At 65.4% G+C, this 20,049-nt stretch carries 18 protein-coding genes; 7 read left to right on the top strand and 11 right to left on the bottom strand.

Annotated elements, in window-relative coordinates; genetic code table 11:
• Nucleotides 1-91: 91 nt before the first annotated feature.
• The 8 genes from BJ6T_RS16590 to BJ6T_RS16555 are packed head-to-tail and all read right to left on the bottom strand — an operon-like array spanning nucleotide 92 to nucleotide 8,455.
• Nucleotides 92-811 (bottom strand): ABC transporter ATP-binding protein, encoded by a 720-nt coding sequence (locus BJ6T_RS16590; protein WP_014493591.1) that lies wholly within the window; start codon nucleotides 809-811, stop codon nucleotides 92-94.
• Nucleotides 804-1,559 (bottom strand): ABC transporter ATP-binding protein, encoded by a 756-nt coding sequence (locus BJ6T_RS16585; RefSeq protein ID WP_014493590.1) that lies wholly within the window; start codon nucleotides 1,557-1,559, stop codon nucleotides 804-806. Before BJ6T_RS16585 ends, BJ6T_RS16590 begins: the two co-directional genes overlap by 8 nt.
• The gene (locus BJ6T_RS16580) at nucleotides 1,556-2,554 is read right to left on the bottom strand and encodes a branched-chain amino acid ABC transporter permease (protein ID WP_014493589.1); all 999 of its coding nucleotides are present in this window, start codon (nucleotides 2,552-2,554) and stop codon (nucleotides 1,556-1,558) included. The genes BJ6T_RS16585 and BJ6T_RS16580 overlap by 4 nt, the downstream gene beginning before the upstream one ends.
• Nucleotides 2,551-3,426 (bottom strand): branched-chain amino acid ABC transporter permease, encoded by an 876-nt coding sequence (locus BJ6T_RS16575; RefSeq protein ID WP_014493588.1) that lies wholly within the window; start codon nucleotides 3,424-3,426, stop codon nucleotides 2,551-2,553. The genes BJ6T_RS16580 and BJ6T_RS16575 overlap by 4 nt, the downstream gene beginning before the upstream one ends.
• A gap of 10 nt (nucleotides 3,427-3,436) precedes the next feature.
• On the bottom strand, nucleotides 3,437-4,678 hold the full coding sequence (locus BJ6T_RS16570) for an ABC transporter substrate-binding protein (protein ID WP_014493587.1): 1,242 nt from the start codon (nucleotides 4,676-4,678) through the stop codon (nucleotides 3,437-3,439).
• A 23-nt stretch (nucleotides 4,679-4,701) separates the two neighbouring features.
• A complete protein-coding gene (locus BJ6T_RS16565; RefSeq protein WP_014493586.1) occupies nucleotides 4,702-7,077 on the bottom strand; it encodes a xanthine dehydrogenase family protein molybdopterin-binding subunit in 2,376 nt (791 codons plus the stop codon).
• Complete coding sequence (locus BJ6T_RS16560) at nucleotides 7,074-7,598, bottom strand: (2Fe-2S)-binding protein (protein WP_014493585.1); 525 nt, start codon at nucleotides 7,596-7,598, stop codon at nucleotides 7,074-7,076. Before BJ6T_RS16560 ends, BJ6T_RS16565 begins: the two co-directional genes overlap by 4 nt.
• Nucleotides 7,595-8,455: an FAD binding domain-containing protein gene (locus BJ6T_RS16555; RefSeq protein ID WP_014493584.1), complete on the bottom strand. Its 861-nt coding sequence runs from the start codon at nucleotides 8,453-8,455 to the stop codon at nucleotides 7,595-7,597. Before BJ6T_RS16555 ends, BJ6T_RS16560 begins: the two co-directional genes overlap by 4 nt.
• A 257-nt stretch (nucleotides 8,456-8,712) precedes the next feature.
• Here BJ6T_RS16555 and BJ6T_RS16550 point away from each other — a divergent pair, with 257 nt between their 5' ends.
• Nucleotides 8,713-9,333 (top strand): TetR/AcrR family transcriptional regulator, encoded by a 621-nt coding sequence (locus BJ6T_RS16550; RefSeq protein WP_028170512.1) that lies wholly within the window; start codon nucleotides 8,713-8,715, stop codon nucleotides 9,331-9,333.
• Here BJ6T_RS16550 and hutU read toward each other — a convergent pair whose 3' ends face one another.
• From hutU to hutI, 3 genes are read right to left on the bottom strand one after another with little or no spacing between them, the layout of a single operon-like run.
• Nucleotides 9,334-11,004, bottom strand: coding sequence for a urocanate hydratase (gene hutU / locus BJ6T_RS16545; RefSeq protein WP_014493582.1), 1,671 nt, complete (start codon nucleotides 11,002-11,004; stop codon nucleotides 9,334-9,336).
• Nucleotides 11,005-11,017: 13 nt separating this feature from the next.
• Entirely contained in the window at nucleotides 11,018-12,577 is a 1,560-nt protein-coding gene (gene hutH / locus BJ6T_RS16540) for a histidine ammonia-lyase (protein ID WP_014493581.1), read from the bottom strand.
• Nucleotides 12,574-13,788: an imidazolonepropionase gene (gene hutI / locus BJ6T_RS16535; protein ID WP_014493580.1), complete on the bottom strand. Its 1,215-nt coding sequence runs from the start codon at nucleotides 13,786-13,788 to the stop codon at nucleotides 12,574-12,576. The genes hutH and hutI overlap by 4 nt, the downstream gene beginning before the upstream one ends.
• An 82-nt stretch (nucleotides 13,789-13,870) precedes the next feature.
• On the opposite strand from hutI, the gene BJ6T_RS16530 reads away from it, so the two are divergent.
• The 6 genes from BJ6T_RS16530 (at nucleotide 13,871) to BJ6T_RS16505 (ending at nucleotide 19,858) form a co-directional block, all read left to right on the top strand.
• Nucleotides 13,871-15,229 carry a formimidoylglutamate deiminase gene (locus BJ6T_RS16530; protein ID WP_014493579.1) on the top strand — a complete coding sequence of 453 codons (1,359 nt, stop codon included), beginning with the start codon at nucleotides 13,871-13,873 and terminating at the stop codon, nucleotides 15,227-15,229.
• A complete protein-coding gene (hutC, locus tag BJ6T_RS16525) occupies nucleotides 15,226-15,954 on the top strand; it encodes a histidine utilization transcriptional repressor HutC (RefSeq protein WP_014493578.1) in 729 nt (242 codons plus the stop codon). Before BJ6T_RS16530 ends, hutC begins: the two co-directional genes overlap by 4 nt.
• 106 nt (nucleotides 15,955-16,060) lie before the next feature.
• Nucleotides 16,061-17,005: an ABC transporter substrate-binding protein gene (locus tag BJ6T_RS16520; protein WP_014493577.1), complete on the top strand. Its 945-nt coding sequence runs from the start codon at nucleotides 16,061-16,063 to the stop codon at nucleotides 17,003-17,005.
• 72 nt (nucleotides 17,006-17,077) lie between these two features.
• Nucleotides 17,078-17,851 carry an ABC transporter permease gene (locus BJ6T_RS16515; RefSeq protein ID WP_014493576.1) on the top strand — a complete coding sequence of 258 codons (774 nt, stop codon included), beginning with the start codon at nucleotides 17,078-17,080 and terminating at the stop codon, nucleotides 17,849-17,851.
• Nucleotides 17,848-18,633, top strand: a complete 786-nt coding sequence (locus BJ6T_RS16510) for an ABC transporter ATP-binding protein (RefSeq protein WP_014493575.1) — start codon at nucleotides 17,848-17,850, stop codon at nucleotides 18,631-18,633. The genes BJ6T_RS16515 and BJ6T_RS16510 overlap by 4 nt, the downstream gene beginning before the upstream one ends.
• Nucleotides 18,626-19,858, top strand: coding sequence for a Zn-dependent hydrolase (locus BJ6T_RS16505; protein ID WP_014493574.1), 1,233 nt, complete (start codon nucleotides 18,626-18,628; stop codon nucleotides 19,856-19,858). Before BJ6T_RS16510 ends, BJ6T_RS16505 begins: the two co-directional genes overlap by 8 nt.
• The last annotated feature ends 191 nt before the right edge of the window (nucleotides 19,859-20,049 follow it).

Here is a 20,049-nt window from a genome sequence, read left to right as displayed (position 1 = left end):
GGCCATATCTCTCCGCACGCGTAGCGCTGATAAATTAAACTGCTGCCTGTCAATCGTCCGCTTCACATGCGTCGAAACGCCCCCGCAGCCGTCACACCGCGCAGTAGCGCTCCTGGATGTCCTTGTCCGCCAGCAGTGCCGCGGCGCTGCTTTGATGCACGACCTCGCCCTGGTCGATGATCACCGCGCGGTCGGCCAGCCGCAGGGCCCATTCGACGTTCTGCTCGACCAGCAGCAGTGTCTTGCCCTCGTCGCGCAGGCGGCGGAACAGCACGCCCATCTCCTCGACCAGGACGGGCATGATGCCTTCCGAGGGCTCGTCGAGCAGGATCATCTTGGGCTTTGCGATCAGCGCGCGGGCGATCGCGAGCATCTGTTGCTCGCCGCCCGAAAGCGTGACGCCCTCCTGATCGAGGCGTTCCTTCAGGCGCGGAAAGGTTTCGGCGATCTCGTCGATCGCGGCGCGCTCCTCGATCTCGCTTCCGGCCGCGACCAGGCCGAGCCGCAAGTTCTCGCGCACGGAGAGCCCGGGAACGATGCGGCGGTCCTCCGGCACATAGGCCAAACCGAGATGGAAGCGCTGATGAGCGCGGAGCGGCAGCAGTTCCTTGCCCGCAAAGCGCACGCGGCCGGTCGCCTTCGGCATCAGACCCATCATCGCCCGCAGCGTGGTGGTCTTGCCGGCGCCGTTGCGACCCACGAGAGCGACCACCTCGCCCTCCTTCACGTGCAGGGAGATGCCGTGCAGGATATGGCTTGCGCCATACCAGGCGTGGAGATCATCGATTTCGAGCAGCGCGGTCTCAGCCATAGCCTTCACTCTGTCCGAGGTAAACCCGCCGGACTTCCGGGTTGCTCCTGATCTCGTCGGGCGGGCCGTCCGCCAGCAGACGGCCGTGATGCAGCACCACGACACGCTTGGACAGGCCGAGCACCATCTTCATCTTGTGCTCGACCAGCAGCACCGTGCGCTTCTCCGCGAGCCGTTCGAGCAGCGCCACCATGTCCTTGGTCTCTTCCGGCCCCATGCCGGCGGTGGGCTCGTCGAGCAGGAGCAGTTCGGGCTCGGAGACCAGCGCGATCGCGATCTCCAGCGCGCGCTGCTGGCCGTGCGAGAGGAATTTTGCCAATTCAGCGCGCTTGCCGAGCAGTCCGACCGCCTCAAGCGCCGCGTCGGCGCGCACGTTCAGCTCCGTCAGCCGGGCGCGGTTGCGCCAGATGTCGTAGCTCACGGTCAGCGCCTGCGCCGCCACGCGCACATTCTCGTGCACGGACAAGTCCGGAAAGATGTTCGTGATCTGGTAGGAGCGCGAGATGCCCTGGTGCACGAAGCGGTGTTGCGGCAGACCGTTCAGCTCGCGTCCCCTGAAGTGCAGCGTGCCCGACGTCGGGGGTAGCGCGCCGGAGAGGATGTTGAAGAAGGTGCTCTTGCCGGCGCCGTTCGGCCCGATGATCGAGGTGAGCTGTCCCGCCGCAAAGGATACGGTAATGTCTTCGAGCGCAACGAAGCCGCCGAAACGCTTGCCGACCCCCTCGACGCGAAGCAGTTCGCCGCTCATGGCCGCGCCTTTCCGATGCCGAGCGTGTCGAGCAGCGTTCCCCAGATCCCCTTGGGCAGGAACAGCACGAACAGCACGAAGATCGCGCCGACGAAAATCTGCCAATGCGGCGTCCAAAGCGAGATGACATCCTCCAGGATCAGGAAGCTCGCAGCCCCGACGAAGGGCCCGAAGAAGCTGCGCGCGCCGCCGAGCAGCACCATCATCACGATCATGCCCGATGTCTGGTAGTGCAAAAGGTCGAGCGGCACGATCGACAGGTGCAGCGCCAGCATGCAGCCGCCAAGCGAGGAGATCGCGCCCGACAGCATGAACACGATCAGCTTGCTGCGCTCGACGTCATAGCCGCACGCCCGCGCCCGCTGCTCGTTTTCGCGGATGGCCTCGATGACGGCGCCGAACGGCGAGTTCAGGATCCGCGACTGGAACCACATCGCGAGCGCCGCGAAGGCCGTCAGCACGTAATATTTGTTAACGGGGTCGAGGAAATTGACGGAGAAGCCGAACAGGCTGATGCGGTCGACGGTGAAGCCGCGCAGGCCGTTCTCGCCGCCCGTGAAGGACGAGGCCTGCAGCGCGACGTAGTAGACGAGCTGGGCCAGCGCCAGCGTCACCATGGAAAAATAGATGCCGCGGGTGCGCGTAGAGACGATGCCGATTGCTGCGGCAAGGCCGGTGCTCAGGAGGACGGCGATCGGCACCGCAGCGAACCAGGGCACACCGTAGCGGCCGATCGCGATGCCGGTGAAGTAGGCGCCCGCGCCGAAGAACGCCGCCTGCCCGAACGATAGCAGCCCGGTGTAGCCGAACAGCAGATTGTACCCCATCACCACGACGCCGTAGATCAGGACGTTGACGGCCAGCGCCTGGGACGGCAGCAGCCATGGCAGCACGGCCAGCACCGCGATCGACAGCAGCACGCGCTGCTCGAGAATCCAGCCGAGCCCGCTGGACGTGGGCTTGGCGACCGCTTCGCCGCTCGATGGTGACGTCACGCGGTCCTCCCTCTCACGCCGAACAGGCCTTGCGGGCGGATCAGCAGCACAATAGCCATCAGCGCGAACATGACGATGGTCGCCATTTCAGGCGCAAACAGCGCCACCAGGCTGATGCAGATGCCGACCATGAGGCCGGCGACGACCGCGCCGACGATCGAGCCGAGCCCGCCGATCACGGTCACCACGAAGGCCTCCGCCAGTACCAGCGAGCCCATCTCCGGATTGACGCTACGCATCGGACCCGCGAGCACACCGCCCAGCGCGGCAAGTCCGACGCCAAGGCCAAAAATCGCGAGCCAGACCCGGCCGATATCGACGCCGAGCACCTGCATGATGGTGGGATCGCGGGCGCCCGCGCGCACAATGAGGCCGATGCGGGTCTTCTCCAGCGTCAGCCAGAGCGCCAGCAGCACCACCGCCACCAGCGCGATGACGAACAGGCGATAGCGCGGGAAGAAGCCGATGCCGAGATCGAGCACGCCGACGAGCTGCGGCGGGGTCGGAAACGGAATGCCGTCGCTACCGAACACGATGCGCACGCCCTCGACCAGGATGTAGCTGAGGCCGAAGGTGAGCAGCAGCGGATCGTCGATCGAGCGTCCATAGAGCCTGCGGATCAGGACGAGCTCGATCAGCATGCCGAAGGCGCCGATCAAGATGGGAGCTAGCAGCAATCCCCACCAGAAACTGCCGGTGAGCGATGCCAGATACAGCCCCGCATAGGCCCCGATCATGAACAGCGCGCCATGGGCGAAATTGACCACCCCGAGCATGCCGAACACGATCGTCAGTCCAAGCGCAGTGATCACCAGGACCGCCCCAAGGGCGATCCCGGAAAGAAGCTGCATGATGATCAGCGACAGGTCCATCTGCTATGGCTTAGGTCGCGTGGCCGAGCTCGCTGCAGCTGCGCAGCATATCGTCGGAGCCGGTATCGTTGGCGAGAATGGCGAACAAATCGTTGTCGTTCGCCATCGCGGACTTCTTCTTGGACTCCAGCACCAGCACCGACTGCACCGACTGGTGGTCGCATTTGCGGTAGTGCTGCGGGCCCTTGGTCAGGTCATATTGCAGCTTCTCGAGGGCATCGATGACCTTGTCGGTGTCGGTGCCTCCGGCGGCCTGCATGGCCGCCAGCAGCGAACCGACGCCGGAATAGCCGTAGGCGCCGTAGTCGGTCGGGATCGCACCGCCATTGGCAGCCTTGAACGCCGCGTTGAAGCTGGCCGCCGATTTGCTCTGCGGTTCCAGCCCCCAATAATAGTTGGCGCCGCCGACCACGCCCTCGAACACGTCGGGGCCGACCGCGAGGCGCTGGTTGTGCAGGATGACGGGCACCACGATCTTCATCTGCTGCTTGACGCCGAAATCCACCGCCTGCTTGATCGCGTTGGCCTGGTCGCGGCCGAAATTGGAGATGCAGAGCACATCCGGCCGCATCGACATCAGGCGCGGCATGAAGGTGGAATAGTCGGCCGCTCCGAACGGATGCAGGATCTCGCCGACATTGTCCGCGCCGATCGCTGCCTGCGCGCGCTTGAAGCCGCGCAGCATCTCATGGCCATACGCATAGTCGGCCACGAGATGGGCGACCTTCATGCCCTTCTTCAGGGTCTGCCGCGCCACGGCAGCGGTCGTCATGTGCGGGTTCAGCGCCTCATGGAAGGTGTATTTGCTGAAATCCTTGGCCTCGTTGATCGTGTCGGACTGGCTGATCGACACGTAGATCACACCGCGGGCGCGGGTGACCTCGTTGACGGCGAGTTGCACGGCGCTGGAGAGCGCACCGACCACGGCGTGGACCTTGTCCTTCTCGATCAGCTCCAGCGTCCGGGTCGCGGCCTCACCGGCATTGAGCTTGTCGTCACGCACCAGGAGCTCGACCTTGCGGCCGCCGATGCCGCCCTTGTCGTTGACGAGCTTGACGGCGAGCTCGGCGCATTTGACCTGATCGCGCGCCTCAGCGGCGAACGGTCCGGTCAGCGGCGTCGGGAAGCCGATGCGAATGGTCTCGTCCGCGGCGCGGCCGAGACGCGGCATGGCGAGCAGCGCAGTGCCGGCGGAGAGGCCGGCGAGCGCAGTGCGGCGGGATATTGTCGAGGTCGAACCGGATTTGGGCATGATTTCCTCCAACTGTCTTTTTTCTAGAAACGTTTCAGGGCTTTCAGGATTTTTATGGGCGTGATCGGGATCGAATTGATCGTCGCGCCGAACGGCGTGAGCGCGTCGTTGACGGCGTTGAGAACGCAGGCGGATGCCGCCGCCGTGCCGGCCTCGCCAACCCCCTTGGCTCCGAGCACGGTGTCGGCGGTCGGCGTCTCGACGTGGCCGATGACGATGTCGGGCATCTCCATCGGCATCGGAACGAGGTAGTCGGCGAGCGAGCCGTTTATGAGCTGACCTGTCTCGCTGTAGCGGCATTCCTCGAACAGCGCCGCGCCGAGCCCCTGGACGATGCCGCCGCGAAGCTGCTCGTCCACCAGCATCGGATTGATGACGCGCCCGCAATCCTCGACGATGAAGTGCTTCAGCACCTTGATGAAGCCGGTCTCGACATCGACCTCCAGCGAACAGCCCTGGATGCCGTTGGTGAAGGCGAACGGATAGCCCTGCGGGGCGAAGTGATGACTAACGGTGAGCTGCGCCTGTGTGCCGGGCGGCAAAGTGTCGGAGCGGAAGTAGGCGATCCGGGCGATCTCGGAGATCGGCAACCGTTGGTTCCGGGTCACGGCGTCGACGACCTCGCCATCGATGATGTCGAGTGCCGAGGGCTGCTCCTGAAGAATGAGCGCGGCAATCTCCAGAATATTGCGCTTGAGCACGCGCGTGGCCTGCAGCGCGGTCTCGCCGCCGATGCCGGCGCCACGGCAGGCCCAGGTCGCGCCGCCATGCGGCGTCACCTCGGTATCTCCCATAATGACCTTGACATGCTCCTGCGCGAGGCCGAGCTGATCGGCCACGATCTGGCTGATGATCGCCTCGGTGCCCTGCCCCTGCTCGGTGACCGAGATCAGGCAACGGACCTCGCCCGACGGCGTCAGGCTGAGGATAGCGCCGTCCTGCGACGAGATGCGCGCACCGCCGACACCATAAAAAGCTGGGCTGGGATTGGTGATCTCGACGAAGGCCGCAATGCCGATGCCGCGATAGACGCCGCGCTTGCGCAAGTCGGCCTGCTCGGCGCGCAACGCCTCATAACCCATCATCTCGTACAAGCGCTTCAGGCAGGCCTGATGCGACAGCGCCTCGAAGCGATAGCCGGTCGGCGAGGTCTGCGGATAGGCATCGTCAGCGATCACGTTCCGCGCGCGAATGTCGAAGGGATCGAGGCCGATCTTCGCCGCGGCCATGTCGACCAGCCGCTCGGTGACGGCGCAAGCGATGGGATGGCCAACGGCGCGATACTGGCTGGTCTGCACCTTGTTCTGGAAGATCACCTCCAGTGTGGCCCGATAGTTCTTGAAACGATAGGGCGCGCCGATCAGGCGGATTACCTGGTTGCCTTCGACCACGCTGGTGCGCGGATAGGTCGAGAACGCGCCGATCGCGGTCAGGTCCAGCACGTCCATCGCCAGGATCTCGCCCATCGCATCGAGCGCCATGCGGGCGCGGACGCGATGATCGCGGGCGTGGATGTCGGAGACGAAGGACTCGATCCGGTCGGCGACGTATTTGACGGGACGGCCGAGCAGGATCGAGAGGCCGACCACCGCCATGTCCTCGTGATAGACATGCAGCTTCATCCCGAAGGAGCCGCCGATGTCGGTCGCGATCACGCGAACGCGGGCCTCGGGGATGCCGTAGTGGCGCGAATAGAGATCCTGGAACTGGTAGGGCGTCTGCGTCGCGTGATGCACGGTGAGTGCGCCGGCGGCGGGATCGTAGTCCGCAACGATGGCGCGCGGCTCCAGCGTCACCGCGGTGTGGCGGCCGAAGGAGAACTCTTCTTCCACCACGTGCGCGGCATGCGCAAAGGCGTCATCGACCGTGCCGTTGTCGAGCTGGCTGCGGAAGCAGGTGTTATTTGCGGTGCCCGGATTGATCAGCGGGCCACCAACCTCTCGTGCACTGTCGATATCGACGACGACAGGGAGGTCCTCATAGTCGATCTCGATCAGCTCCAGCGCATCTTCCGCAATCGCCCGGCTCTCGGCGACGACGGCCACCACGGCCTGCCCGGCCCAGACCACGCGGTCGAGCGGCAACGGCAATTGCGGAGCCGACGTCATGCCCTTGAAGTGGTCGAGCGTGCCGGTCCAGGGCATGCAGATCCTTGCGAGATCCTCGCCGGTAGTAACGAGATGCACCCCTTCGAGTGCGCGCGCTTGCTCGGTATTGATGGCGACGATCTTCGCGTGCGCATGCGGACTGCGCAGGAAGGCGGCATGGAGCATGCGCGGCAGGCGAAGGTCGCTGACATAACGTCCGCGGCCGGTGAGCAGCCGCTTGGCGTTCGGGCGCGGCACGGAGCGGCCGATATAGGAATTCGGTCGGTCGAGCGAGGTCAGCGGTGCGGTCATGTCGCGCCCCCGCCTTCGCGGCGTGCTTTGGCCACCGCGTCGATGGCGTCGACGATCGCCTCATAGCCGGTGCAGCGGCAATAGTTGCCCGACAGCGCGTCGCGGATTTCGTCGCGGCTGGGCCGCGCCACCTGCGAGAGCAGTTCGTGGGCATTCACCAGCATGCCCGGCGTGCAGAAGCCGCATTGCAGCGCGTTGCGGCGATGGAATTCGGCCTGGAGATCGGCGATAGCGCCGCTCTCGGTGAGTCCCTCGATGGTCTCGATCTTCGCACCATCAGCCTGCACCGCGAACATCAAGCAGGAATGCACGGCGCGGCCGTCGAGCTGCACCAGGCAGGCGCCGCAGGCCCCCATCTCGCAGCCGGCATGCGTGCCGGTCAGTTCGAGCGCGTTGCGCAGGCAATCGACCAGCGTCTCGCGTGGCGCCACCTCGCAGGCGACCTTGCGGCCATTGACGACGAAACGGACCCGCACCGTCTCGTCCGCGTCGTCCAGAAGGGTTTCGTCAAAACCGCTCATGCGCCCTCACCGAGACGTCCGAGCAGGCGGCCGAGCAGCACGCGGGCGAGATGCAGCCGCATCGCCGGCGGCACCTCGTCGCTGTCGGGCGGCGCGAGATCGCTTTCGAGCGCCGCTTGCGCGGCGGCGATACGTTCAGGATCCAGGTTCGAGCCGATCAGGGTTGCCTCAGCACCTTTCACCCGAGTCGGTGTATTGCCGACCGAGAAGAAGGAAATGCGGATGTCGTTGATGTGATCGCCGGTGCAGGTCGCAAGCATGCCGCATCCGACCAGAGCATAGTCCCCACGTCGGCGCGCCAGCTCGTCGAACGCAAAGCGCTGATCGGCCTTGAACAGCGGAACGTAGATCGCGGTGATCAGCTCACCGGGCTGCAATGCGGTCTCGAACAGCTCGACGAAGAAGTCGTCGGCTTTCACACGCCGGCTGCCGGAAGGGCCGGCGATCTCGATCTCGGCATCGAGCGCCAAGGTCATCGCCGGGAACTCGGAGGCGGGATCGGCCAGCGCAATGCTTCCGCCGAAGGTGCCGCGGTTGCGGATTGCGGGATGGGCGACGAACGGCGCTGCAGCACGCAGCAACGGCGCGAACTCGGCGATCAGCGGCTCACTCAGCATCTCGCAATGGCGCGTCAGCGCGCCGATGCGCAAGTAACCGCCTTCGCGCCGGACGCCGCGCAGCTCGTCAATATGGGTGATGTCGATCAGCAACCGCGGCGCCTGGAGCCGCAGCGACAACGCCGGCACGAGACTCTGGCCCCCGGCAATGAAGCGCGCGTCATCGCCGGCGCGGGCATGAGCATCCAGCGCCTGGTCGATCGTCGCAGCACGAAAATAGCTGAAAGCCCTCGCCTTCACCGCCGTTTCCTCGAGATCCGTCGGCTCATCAGCCGGGATGCCAGATTTGTAACCATCTGGTCTCAAAATCCTGACACGCCGCCGAGAGGCGGTCAACAGAAAATGACCATTTGGTCACAAATGCACCTATGGGCTAAGAAGGCAGCCTGAGATTGCGATTCATCGACGAAATGGCCCGAAAAGCGCAGAAACCAGCGAAGCGACCGGTCCGGAAGCGGACGGACACAGGCAGCAAGTCCGCGCCAAAGCGCCGCAACATGCGTGCGGCCGACCGCGAGCGTGCGATCGTGGACGAGGCGATCCGCTTCTTCGCCGAGCATGGCTTCGAGGGCCAGACCCGCGAGCTCGCCAAACGCATGGGCATCACGCATTCGGCGATCTATCGCCACTTCCCGAGCAAGGAGGCGCTGATCGAACGGGTCTACCAGGAGGTCTATCTCAGCCGCTGGTCGCCGGATTGGGGGCCGATGATCCGCGACCGAACCTTGCCGCTCGAGGCGCGGCTGACGCGCTTCTATCTCGACTATGTCGAACGCGTGTTCGAGTACAATTGGGTGCGGATCTTCGTCTTCTCCGGCATGAAGTCGTTCGGCATCACCGGCCGTTATCTCGACATTGTCCGCCGCGAAATCATCGAGCCCGCGGCGGCCGAGTTGCGCCACGATCTGAAGCTGCCCGACGCGAAATCCCATCCGCTCAGCGAACGCGAGACCGAGCTGTTCTGGGGCCTGCACGGCCGCATCTTCTATCTCGCCATCCGCAAGTTCATCTACGAGACGCCGATCCCGCCCGATCTCGACGCGATCGTCCGCGACGCCGTCCAGACCTTCATGGACGGCGCGAAGATGACAATGCCGAAGCTGCTGGTGAGCGGCTAGCTACGTCGCAAGGCTTGGCAGATCGAGGCCCTTGTCACGGGCACAATCGATTGCAGTCTCATAGCCCGCGTCTGCATGGCGCATGACGCCGCTGGCAGGATCGTTCCAGAGCACACGCTCAATGCGCTTTGCCGCTTCCGGCGTGCCGTCGGCGACGATCACCATGCCGGCATGCTGCGAGTAGCCGATGCCGACGCCGCCGCCGTGATGCAGCGACACCCAGGTCGCGCCGCTGGCGCAATTGAGCAGCGCGTTGAGCAAGGGCCAGTCGGACACCGCGTCCGATCCGTCCTTCATCGCCTCGGTCTCGCGGTTGGGGCTCGCCACCGAGCCGCTGTCGAGATGATCGCGGCCGATCACGATCGGCGCTTTCAGTTCGCCACGCGCCACCATCTCGTTGAAGGCAAGGCCCAGACGATGGCGATCGCCGAGACCAACCCAGCAAATCCGCGCCGGCAGGCCCTGGAACTTGATGCGTTCCTTGGCCATGTCGAGCCAATTGTGCAGATGCTTGTCGTCAGGCATCAGCTCCTTGACCTTGGCGTCGGTCTTGAAGATGTCCTCGGGATCGCCCGACAGCGCAGCCCAGCGGAACGGCCCGACGCCGCGGCAGAACAAGGGACGGATATAGGCAGGCACGAAGCCCGGGAAATCGAAGGCGTTCCTCAGGCCCATGTCCTGCGCCATCTGGCGGATATTGTTACCGTAGTCGAGCGTCGGAATGCCCTGCGCATGGAAATCCAGCATGGCCTGGACGTGCTCGACCATCGACGTCTTCGACGCACGCTCCACCGCCTTCGGATCGGAGGCGCGCTTGGCTTCCCAATCGGCGAGCGTCCAGCCCTTCGGCAAGTAGCCGTTGATCGGATCATGCGCGCTGGTCTGGTCGGTGACGATGTCGGGTTTGACGCCGCGACGCACCAGCTCGGGGAAAATCTCCGCAGCGTTGCCGAGCAGGCCGACCGAAACCGCCTTCTTCGTCTTCGCAGCATCTTCCATGATCGCCAGCGCCTCGTCGAGCGTCGCGGCCTGCCGATCGAGATAACCAGTGCGCAGTCGCATCTCGATGCGGCTCGGCTGGCACTCGACCGCGAGCATCGAGGCGCCCGCCATGGTCGCGGCCAGCGGTTGCGCGCCGCCCATGCCGCCGAGACCGGCGGTGAGAATCCATTTGCCCGCAAGGCTGCCGCCGTAATGGCGGCGTCCGACCTCGACGAAGGTCTCGTAAGTGCCCTGCACGATGCCCTGGCTGCCGATATAGATCCAGGAGCCCGCCGTCATCTGGCCGTACATCATCAGGCCTTTGCGATCGAGCTCGTTGAAATGGTCGAGCGTCGCCCAATGCGGCACGATGTTGGAGTTCGCGATCAGGACACGCGGGGCATCGGCATGGGTGCGGAAGACACCGACCGGCTTGCCGGATTGGACCAGCAGCGTCTCGTCGGCTTCGAGCGTGCGCAAGGCCGCCGTGATGCGGTCAAAGCTCTCCCAGTCGCGCGCGGCGCGGCCAATGCCGCCATAGACGACGAGCTCGCTCGGACGCTCCGCGACATCAGGATCGAGATTGTTCATCAGCATGCGCAGGGGCGCTTCCGTCAGCCAGCTCTTGGCGCTGATGTCGCTGCCGCGGGGGGCGCGGATGGTGCGGTCATTGTCCAGTCGGCGGTTCATGCGGAGCACCTCTTTAGTCAAGTCTCGGGAACGGATCGGTTGGAAGCGCCGCGATCGCCACGGCCGGTAGCGCATCGGCTTCGATCAGCGCCGCCGCCTGGGCGAGATCGCCGGCCATGTAGCGGTCGGCGGCGAGCGCGGGCACATGCTCGCGAAGCGCAGCAATGACGGCTGCGAGTGGCGCGCTGGTCGCATGCGGCGCACGCAGCGTGATGCCTTGTGCGGCGACCAGGAGCTCGATGCCGAGGATGGCGGCGAGATTATCGGCCATGTCCGAGAGGCGACGCGCGGCGTGCGCGGCCATCGAGACATGGTCTTCCTGGTTGGCGCTGGTCGGGGTCGAGTCGATCGAGCAGGCAGCCGCACGCTGCTTGTTCTCGGCGTAGAGCGCAGCGCCCGTGACCTCGGCGATCATGAAGCCGGAATTGATGCCGGGATCGGGCGTCAGAAACGGCGGAAGACCGAAATTGAGCGCGGGATCGACCAGCGTCGCGATCCGCCGCTCGCTGATCGCGCCGATCTCCGACAGCGCCAGCGCGATCGTATCGGCGGCAAAGGCGACCGGCTCAGCGTGGAAATTGCCGCCGGAGACGATCTCGCCGGTCTCGACCAGAACGAGCGGATTGTCGGTGACGGCATTGGCTTCGACGACCAGGGTGCGGGCGGCCTGCGTGATCAAGTCGAGCGCAGCGCCCGCGACCTGCGGCTGGCACCGCAGGCAATAGGGATCCTGCACGCGCTCGTCACCTTCGAGATGCGACAACCTGATATCGCTGCCGTCGAGCAACGCGGTCAACGTCGCGGCCGCAGCGACCTGTCCGGCGTGACCGCGCAGCGCCTGAATTTCCGGGCGAAACGGCGCCGTCGATGCCATTGCCGCATCGACCGACAGCGCGCCGGTCACGAGCGCGGCGCGAGCCAGGCGAAACGCGCGCAGCACGCCGGAGACGGCGTAGGCCGTCGAGAACTGCGTCCCGTTGATGAGCGCGAGCCCCTCCTTGGGACCGAGCGTCAGCGGCGCGAGACCGGCGACGGCGAGTGCCTCACGGCCGGAGACAGTCTTGCCATCAACGATCGCCTCCCCCTCGCCGATCATCACCGCCGTCATGTGCGCGAGCGGCGCAAGATCACCAGAGGCGCCGACCGAGCCCTGCTGCGGCACCAGCGGATAGACGTCCTGCGCCAGCATGGCCTGCAACTGCTCGATCACCTCGCGACGCACGCCGGAGGCGCCGCGGCCGAGCGAGACGATCTTCAACGCCATCATCAGCCGCACGATCGGCTCCGGCGTAGCCAGGCCGACACCGCAGCAATGCGAGACGATGAGATTGCGCTGGAGCAGCGCGGTCTGGTCGGGCGGAATGCGCTTCGAGGCCAGTTTTCCAAAACCGGTATTGATGCCGTAGACCGGCGCGGCGGCGTTTGCGGCCTTTGCGACGATCTCCGCCGTCGCCTCGACGCGCGGCCAGAATGACGGATCAAGCACGACAGCGGCGCCTTTGAGCACGCGCGCGAGATCACCGAGGCTTACCGTTCCCGGCTTGACGGCGATCACCGCGCCCTGTTCCGTCACTGTCCCCTCCAAACCCGGCGATGCAGCGGATTGAAGCCGATGCGGTAGACGAGCTCGGCGGGGCGCTCGATGTCCCAGATCGCGAGATCGCACCACTTCCCTGCTTCCAGCGTGCCGGTCTCATTGAGCACGCCGAGCGCCCGCGCGCCTTCACGGGTGACACCAGCGAGGCATTCGGCCACCGTCATCCGGAACAGCGTCGCGCCCATGTTCATCGTGAGCAGAAGGGATGTCAGCGGCGAGCTGCCGGGATTGCAGTCGGTCGCGAGCGCCATGTGGACGCCGTGCCTGCGGAACGCCTCGACCGGCGGCTTCTGTGTCTCGCGGATGAAATAGAAGGCACCGGGCAGCAGCACGGCGACAGTTCCGGCCTTCGCCATTGCGGCGGCGCCGGCCTCGTCGGTATGCTCGAGGTGATCGGCGGAGAGCGCCGAGAATTTTGCGGCGAGCGCAGCGCCGCCGAGGTTGGACAGCTGGTCGGCATGGAGCTTGACCGGCAGCCCAAGCCCCCTCGCCGTCTCGAACACCCGCGCGGTCTGCTCGGCCGAGAACGCGATACCTTCCATGAAGGCATCGACGGCATCGGCAAGACCGGCCTTTGCGACAGCCGGCAGCATTTCATGACACACGAGATCGATGTAGCGATCCTTGTCACCGCTGGCCTCCACAGGCAGCGCATGCGCCCCGAGAAAGGATGTGCGGATCGCAACCGGCCGCTGACGGCCGAGGATGCGCGCCGCTGAGAGCTGACGCATCTCGGTCTCGGTATCGAGGCCGTAACCGGACTTGATCTCGATGGTGGTGACGCCCTCGCCGACCAGCGCATCGAGCCGCGGCAGCGCGTTTGCAACGAGCTCGGCCTCGCTCGCCTTGCGGGTCGCGGCGACTGTCGAGACAATTCCGCCACCGGCGCGCGCGATTTCCTCGTAGCTTGCGCCCTTCAGGCGCAGCTCGAATTCATGCGCGCGGTTGCCGCCATAGACGAGATGGGTATGGCAATCGACGAGGCCGGGCGTGATCCAGCGCCCCTCACAGTCGATCCGCTTGATCGCGTCTGCATCACCGGGGAAATCCGCCGCTGCGCCCGCATAGACGATATGACCGCCGCGCGTGGCGATCACGCCGTGCTCGATCTCGCCGAGATCGGGACGGTCGGCCCGCATCGTGGCGAGCCGGGCGTTGTGCCAGATCCGGTCGAAGCGCTCTGCCATGCAATGGTCCCTTCGTGGGATGCTTGACTTATATGTCTAGACATATAATCGTGGGGCGGTTCTGTCCAGCCGGCGTGTAATCATGACCCGACTGCATTTCGCCTCCGCGCTCCTGCCCTCGGGCTGGGCCAATGACGTGCAGATGGTGATCACCGCCGGCGCGATCGCCGAGGTGACGCCGGGCGTGGCGCCGGCCGCCGGCGACGAGCGTCACGGAATTGCGCTTCCGGGCTTGGCGAGCCTGCACAGCCACGCATTCCAGCGCGGCATGGCGGGGCTGGCCGAGCTGCGCGGCGATAGCACCGATACATTCTGGACCTGGCGCGACACGATGTATCGTTTCGCGCTGGCGATGACGCCGGACGATGTCGCTGCCGTTGCGACGTTGCTGTATGTCGAGATGCTCGAACAGGGCTTTACCCGCGTCGGCGAATTCCAATACCTCCACCACGACCGCGACGGCTCTCCTTATGCCGACCTCGCGGAAATGGCTGCCCGCATTGCGCAGGCCGCCGAAGCTTCCGGCATTGCGCTGACGCTGCTGCCGAGTTTTTATGCGCACGGCTCTTTCGGAGGCGCAGCCCCGCATGAAGGCCAGCGCCGCTTCATCTGCTCGGTCGATCAGTTCGCCGCTCTGATGGCTGCATCGCGCAAGGCGATCAGCAGATTGCCGGGCGCCAATATCGGCATCGCGCCGCACAGCCTGCGCGCGGTGACGCCGGACGAGCTCGCGGCGATCATTCCACTCGCGGATGGCGGGCCGGTGCACATTCATGCCGCCGAGCAGGTGAAAGAGGTCGAGGATTGCCTGGCCTGGTCGGGACGACGGCCGGTGCAGTGGCTGCTGGAGAACGCGCCCGTCGATCAACGCTGGTGCCTCATCCACGCGACCCATACGACGGACGCGGAAGTAACCGCATTCGCCAGGACCGGTGCAGTGGCGGGTCTCTGCCCCATCACGGAAGCCAGTCTCGGGGACGGCATCTTTCCGGCGCGCGAATTCGTCCACGCCGGCGGCGCATTCGGTGTGGGCACCGACTCCAACGTGCTGGTCGGCGCAGCCGACGAGCTGCGTCAGCTCGAATATGGCCAGCGTCTCAAGCATCGCGAGCGCAACGTGCTCTCCGGCGGCGCAGGCCGCTCGACGGGACGTACGCTGTTCGATCATACGCTCGCCGGCGGTGCGCGCGCGCTGGCACAAGCGACGGTTGGCCTCGAGCCCGGCGCACGCGCCGACATCGTCACACTTGACACCGCACATCCGTCACTCGCGGGACGTTTGCGCGACGCCGCCATCGACGGTTGGATTTTTGCCGGAGGGACCGGCGCGATCGATTGCGTCTGGGCCGGCGGCCACAAGGTCGTCGAAGGCGGGCGTCACAGGCTGCGACAGATCGCGCGCGAGCGCTTCAACGCGGCGGTGCGGAGGCTCCTCGCATGAGCCTGGCCACCGATGCCGCCGACCAGCCGACGCTCTACAAGCGCATCCGCGCCGACATCGAGAAGCGCATCCTGACCGGCGAGTGGCCGCCCGGGCATCGCATCCCGTTCGAGCACGAACTGGTCGCACGTTACGGCTGCTCGCGCATGACGGTGAACAAAGCGCTGTCGGAGCTCGCGCAGGCAGACCTGATCGAACGGCGGCGGCGCGCCGGCTCCTTCGTACGCCGGCCGCAGCATCTGTCCGCGGTGCTGAAGATCGCAGACATTCGCGCCGAGATCACCGCGCTTGGCCGCGGCTACGGCTACGAGCTGATCGGGCGCAAGCTGCGCGCGGCGACCGCCGCCGACCGCGAGCGTCTTGGCGTCAAGAAGGCCGGCAAGGTGGTTGCGATCACTTGCCGGCACAGCGCCGACAAGGTGCCGTTTGCCGTCGAGGACCGACTGATCGATCTTTCCTCCGTGCCGGATGCGGCGACCGCGGATTTCTCGCGCGAGCCGCCCGGCTCGTGGCTGCTTCATCATGTCCCATGGACGGAAGCCGAGCATACGATCAGCGCCATCGTTGCGGACGATCGCACGGCGGAAGCGCTCGACATCGCCGTCGGCGCGCCTTGCCTCGTGATCGACCGCTATACCTGGCGCAGCGCACGCACCATCACCGCGGTGCGCCTGCTCTATCCCGGTGACTCTCACCGCCTTGTCGCCCGATTCAAGGGAGGCTGAGAGAACAATGTCGGCACAAATCGTGCAACGCTTCGGGCAACGGTCCATATGGGCCGGCAATGATCAACAAGACGTCAAACCATCGATCGGCAAGAGGACGACAATCATGCGTAGTTTAAAGGTATTTGCGACAATCATTGCACTTGCGGCCTCCACTCCCGTGCTCGCCGACGACGTCAAGGTCGGCATCGGCATCTCCGGATGGACCGGCTTCGCGCCGCTCACGCTGGCGAAGGAGGCCGGCATCTTCAAGAAAAATGGTCTTGACGTGACGATCAAGAAGATCCCGCAGAAGGACCGCCACCTCGCGATCGCCTCCGGCGACGTCCAGTGCGCTGCCACGACGGTCGAGACCTGGATCTCCTGGAACGCCAACGGCGTTGCGACCAAGCAGATCTTCCAGCTCGACAAGAGCTATGGTGCCGACGGCATGGCCGTTCGCAACGATCTCGCATCGATCAAGGACCTCAAGGGCAAGACCGTCGCGGCTTCCGCGCCCGGCACTTCGCCCTATTTCGCGCTGGCCTGGATGCTGAAGAAGAACGGGCTCTCGGTGAAGGACGTCACCGTCGTGAACCTCGAGCCCGCTGCGGCCGCGCAGGCCTTCGTCTCCGGCCAGAACGATGCCGCGATGACCTACGAGCCGTATCTGTCGACGGTTCGCGCCGCGCCCGACAAGGGCAAGATCATCGCGACCACGCTCGACTACCCGATGGTCATGGACACCTTTGGCTGCACGCCGAAGTTCCTCACCGAGAACCCGAAGGCTGCCAAGGCGCTCGCCGACAGCTATTTCGAGGCGCTCGACATGATCGCCAAGGACCAGGCCAAGGCCTATGAGATCATGGGCGCCGATGTGAAGCAGACCGGCGAGGCGTTCGGCAATTCGGCCAAATATCTGCGCTGGCAGGACAAGGCCGCGAACCAGAAGTTCTTTGCCGGCGATTTCCTGACCTTCAACAAGGAGGCCGCCGACCTCCTGCTCGAGATCGGCATCATCAAGGCCGCGCCGAAGGTCGAGGACCTCTTCGACGCGAGCTACATCAAGTAAACCCTTCAGGAGCTGCCGGCCCCGTCTCGCGGCGGGGCCGGAAAACTCGTTCACCGCCCGGATAGATCGTTGATGCGTCCCCTGGATCCCGTGACATCGAAGCAGCGCGTGGTTTACGGCCTCGCGTTCTTCGTGCTGTTCGTCGCCCTCTGGTCGTGGGCAACGCTCGGCGGCCATGTGTCGAAGACCTTTCTCGCGAACCCGCTGACCATGATGCAGGAAGGCTATGACCTGCTCGCCAAGCAGGGCTTCCTGTTCGACATCGGCATGACGATCTGGCGCGTCGTCGGCGGCTTCGCGCTCGCTGCGATCATCGCGGTTCCGCTCGGCGTGCTGATGGGCGCCTACAAGCCGGTCGAAGCGTTCCTCGAACCGTTCGTCTCCTTTGCTCGCTATTTGCCTGCCTCGGCCTTTATCCCGCTGCTGATCCTGTGGGCCGGCATCGGCGAATTGCAGAAGTTGCTCGTCATCTTCATCGGCTCGGTATTCCAGATCATCCTGATGATCGCCGTAACCGTGGGCACTACGCGGCGCGATCTGGTCGAGGCGGCCTATACGCTCGGGGCCAGCGACCGCGGCATCATCCGCCGCGTGCTGCTGCCCTCCTCCGCGCCCGAGATCGCCGAAATCCTGCGGCTGGTGCTGGGCTGGGCCTGGACCTACGTCATCGTCGCCGAGCTGATCGGCTCGTCCTCGGGCATCGGCCACATGATCACCGACAGCCAGGCGCTGCTCAACACCGGCCAGATCATCTTCGGCATCATCGTCATCGGACTGATCGGTCTCCTCTCGGACTTCATGTTCAAGGCGTTCAACGCCTGGCTGTTTCCGTGGAGGCTCGCATGACCACGCTGAAGATCGAACAGGTCTCGCGAACCTTCCCCGCGCGCCACGGCAACGCGCCGACCAGGGCGCTGGAGCCGACCGACCTCACCATCGGCAACAACGATTTCGTCACCATCCTCGGCCCCTCCGGCTGCGGCAAGTCCACACTGCTTCGCATCGTCGCCGGTCTCGACCGGCCGACCAGCGGGCGCGTCACGCTCGACGGGCGCGAGGTCACCGGCCCGGGCGCCGATCGCGGCATGGTGTTCCAGTCCTACACGCTGTTTCCCTGGCTGAGCGTGCGCGAGAACATCGCCTTCGGCCTGCGCGAGCGCGGCGTGCCCGAGGCGGAGCGGAACAAGATCGCCGATGCCCTCATCCGCCAGGTCGGACTGTCCGGCTTCGAGAACCACTGGCCGAAGCAGCTCTCCGGCGGCATGCAGCAGCGCACCGCGATCGCCCGCGCGCTCGCCAATGATCCAAAGATCCTGCTGCTCGACGAGCCCTTCGGCGCGCTCGACAACCAGACCCGCGCCTTGATGCAGGAAATGCTGCTCGGGATCTGGGAACGCGACCAGAAGACCGTGCTGTTCGTCACCCACGACATCGAGGAGGCCATCTTCCTCGGCAGCCGCGTCATCGTGATGAGCGCGCGCCCCGGCCGCATCAAGGCCGAGATCAATGTAGACCTGCCGCATCCGCGCTCGTACAAGATCAAGACCACGCCCGAATTCGTCCAGCTGAAGGAACGGCTGGTCGAGGAGATCCGCACCGAGGCGCTGAAGGTTGCCGAACATGCCTGACACCAAGCCGCGTGCCGATGGGCAACGCGTTCTCGCCGATCTCAATGCGCTCCGCGCCATCGGCGCCTACAAGACCGGCGTGCACAAGCCGACCTTCTCCGAGCCGCACAAGCAGTCGCTGGACTGGCTGGTGCAGAAGCTGCCCGACGCCGGCCTTATCGCCGCGATCGACGGCATCGGCAATGTGTTCGGCACCAGCGCAAAGCCGGGACCAAAACTGCTGGCGGGCTCGCACCTGGAGAGCCAGAACTACGCCGGCTGGCTCGATGGCCCGCTCGGCGTCGTCTATGCGCTCGAAGCGGCCCGCGTGCTCAATGCCGATCCGTCCGTGAAGGGCGCGGTCGAAGTCGCCGCGTGGTGCGACGAGGAAGGACATTTCGGCAGCTTCCTCGGCTCGCGCTCCTATGTCGGACAGGTGACCGAGGCCGAAATCGACGCCGCACGTGACCGCACCAACGGGCGGCCCATGCGCGATGCGCTCGCCGACATGGGTCTCACAGGACGCGCCCGCGTTGCCGTCGAACCGAAGCGACACGTTGGATATCTGGAGGCGCATATCGAGCAGGGCGACACGCTCGAGAGCGACAAGCTCGCGATCGGCGTCGTCACCTCCATCGTCGGCATCTGGCAGTATCGCATCAGTTTCACCGGCGAGCAAAATCACGCCGGCACCACCCGCATGGCCGTGCGCAAGGATGCGGGCCTCGCGCTGGCGAAGTTCTGCGTGGCGATCGACGAACGTTTCCCGACCGCATGCGGTCCCCGCACGGTCTGGACCACCGGCCGCATCACGCTCGATCCTGGCGCGCCGAGCATCATTCCCGGCGGCGCCGAGATGCTGTTCCAGATCCGCGACGACAATCCGGCGGTTATCGCGCGGCTGGAGGAGCTGCTGCGCACCATGGCGGAAGAGGCCAATGTGAAGGGCCCTTGCACCGTCACCGTGGAGAAGATTCGCACCGGCGCGCCAGCGATGATGAACGCCGGCTTCCAGGACGCCATCGAAGCCGCGAGCAAGACCCTTGCCAGCGGACGATCCATTCGCATGCCCAGCGGCGCCGGCCACGACGCGCAGATGCTCGCGACCGTCATGCCCGCAGCGATGCTGTTCGTGCCGTCGATCGGCGGCATCAGCCATCACTGGACCGAAAACACCGCCGATGCCGATATCGTCACCGGCGCACAGGTCTTCGTCGACGCCTGCCGGCGGCTCCTGGGTGGTTAGAACGAGGTGCCGCCGCCGCATCTGAACTCCTGGACGATGCCGTACTTGCCCTTCGTGATCGGAACGGCATAGTCGAAGCGCAACGCTCAACCTCACCCGCCTCTGGCATGCTGGATCGTCCGCCCCAGTGCGCAAGTGCGCACAAGGCGGGCGATGACAGCGAATGCTGCAGACACACCTATGCACCCTCG

It is taken from the genome of Bradyrhizobium japonicum USDA 6, assembly GCF_000284375.1.
In the GTDB taxonomy this organism is placed as follows: Bacteria; Pseudomonadota; Alphaproteobacteria; order Rhizobiales; family Xanthobacteraceae; genus Bradyrhizobium; species Bradyrhizobium japonicum.
The sequence above is the reverse complement of the archived record's forward strand: the minus strand, read 5'-3'. Positions and strand labels throughout refer to the sequence as shown.

What these genes read in the sequence shown, in the direction of transcription:
- BJ6T_RS16565 (WP_014493586.1), bottom strand. Translation starts at nt 7,077, where the DNA reads ATGACCGCACCGCTGACCTCGCTCGACCGACCGAATTCCTATATCGGC.
- BJ6T_RS16585 (WP_014493590.1), bottom strand. Translation starts at nt 1,559, where the DNA reads ATGAGCGGCGAACTGCTTCGCGTCGAGGGGGTCGGCAAGCGTTTCGGC.
- BJ6T_RS16505 (WP_014493574.1), top strand. Translation starts at nt 18,626, where the DNA reads ATGCCTGACACCAAGCCGCGTGCCGATGGGCAACGCGTTCTCGCCGAT.
- BJ6T_RS16520 (WP_014493577.1), top strand. Translation starts at nt 16,061, where the DNA reads ATGCGTAGTTTAAAGGTATTTGCGACAATCATTGCACTTGCGGCCTCC.
- BJ6T_RS16570 (WP_014493587.1), bottom strand. Translation starts at nt 4,678, where the DNA reads ATGCCCAAATCCGGTTCGACCTCGACAATATCCCGCCGCACTGCGCTC.
- hutI (WP_014493580.1), bottom strand. Translation starts at nt 13,788, where the DNA reads ATGGCAGAGCGCTTCGACCGGATCTGGCACAACGCCCGGCTCGCCACG.
- BJ6T_RS16550 (WP_028170512.1), top strand. Translation starts at nt 8,713, where the DNA reads ATGCGTGCGGCCGACCGCGAGCGTGCGATCGTGGACGAGGCGATCCGC.
- hutC (WP_014493578.1), top strand. Translation starts at nt 15,226, where the DNA reads ATGAGCCTGGCCACCGATGCCGCCGACCAGCCGACGCTCTACAAGCGC.
- BJ6T_RS16590 (WP_014493591.1), bottom strand. Translation starts at nt 811, where the DNA reads ATGGCTGAGACCGCGCTGCTCGAAATCGATGATCTCCACGCCTGGTAT.
- hutU (WP_014493582.1), bottom strand. Translation starts at nt 11,004, where the DNA reads ATGAACCGCCGACTGGACAATGACCGCACCATCCGCGCCCCCCGCGGC.
- BJ6T_RS16510 (WP_014493575.1), top strand. Translation starts at nt 17,848, where the DNA reads ATGACCACGCTGAAGATCGAACAGGTCTCGCGAACCTTCCCCGCGCGC.
- BJ6T_RS16560 (WP_014493585.1), bottom strand. Translation starts at nt 7,598, where the DNA reads ATGAGCGGTTTTGACGAAACCCTTCTGGACGACGCGGACGAGACGGTG.
- BJ6T_RS16515 (WP_014493576.1), top strand. Translation starts at nt 17,078, where the DNA reads ATGCGTCCCCTGGATCCCGTGACATCGAAGCAGCGCGTGGTTTACGGC.
- BJ6T_RS16575 (WP_014493588.1), bottom strand. Translation starts at nt 3,426, where the DNA reads ATGGACCTGTCGCTGATCATCATGCAGCTTCTTTCCGGGATCGCCCTT.
- BJ6T_RS16530 (WP_014493579.1), top strand. Translation starts at nt 13,871, where the DNA reads ATGACCCGACTGCATTTCGCCTCCGCGCTCCTGCCCTCGGGCTGGGCC.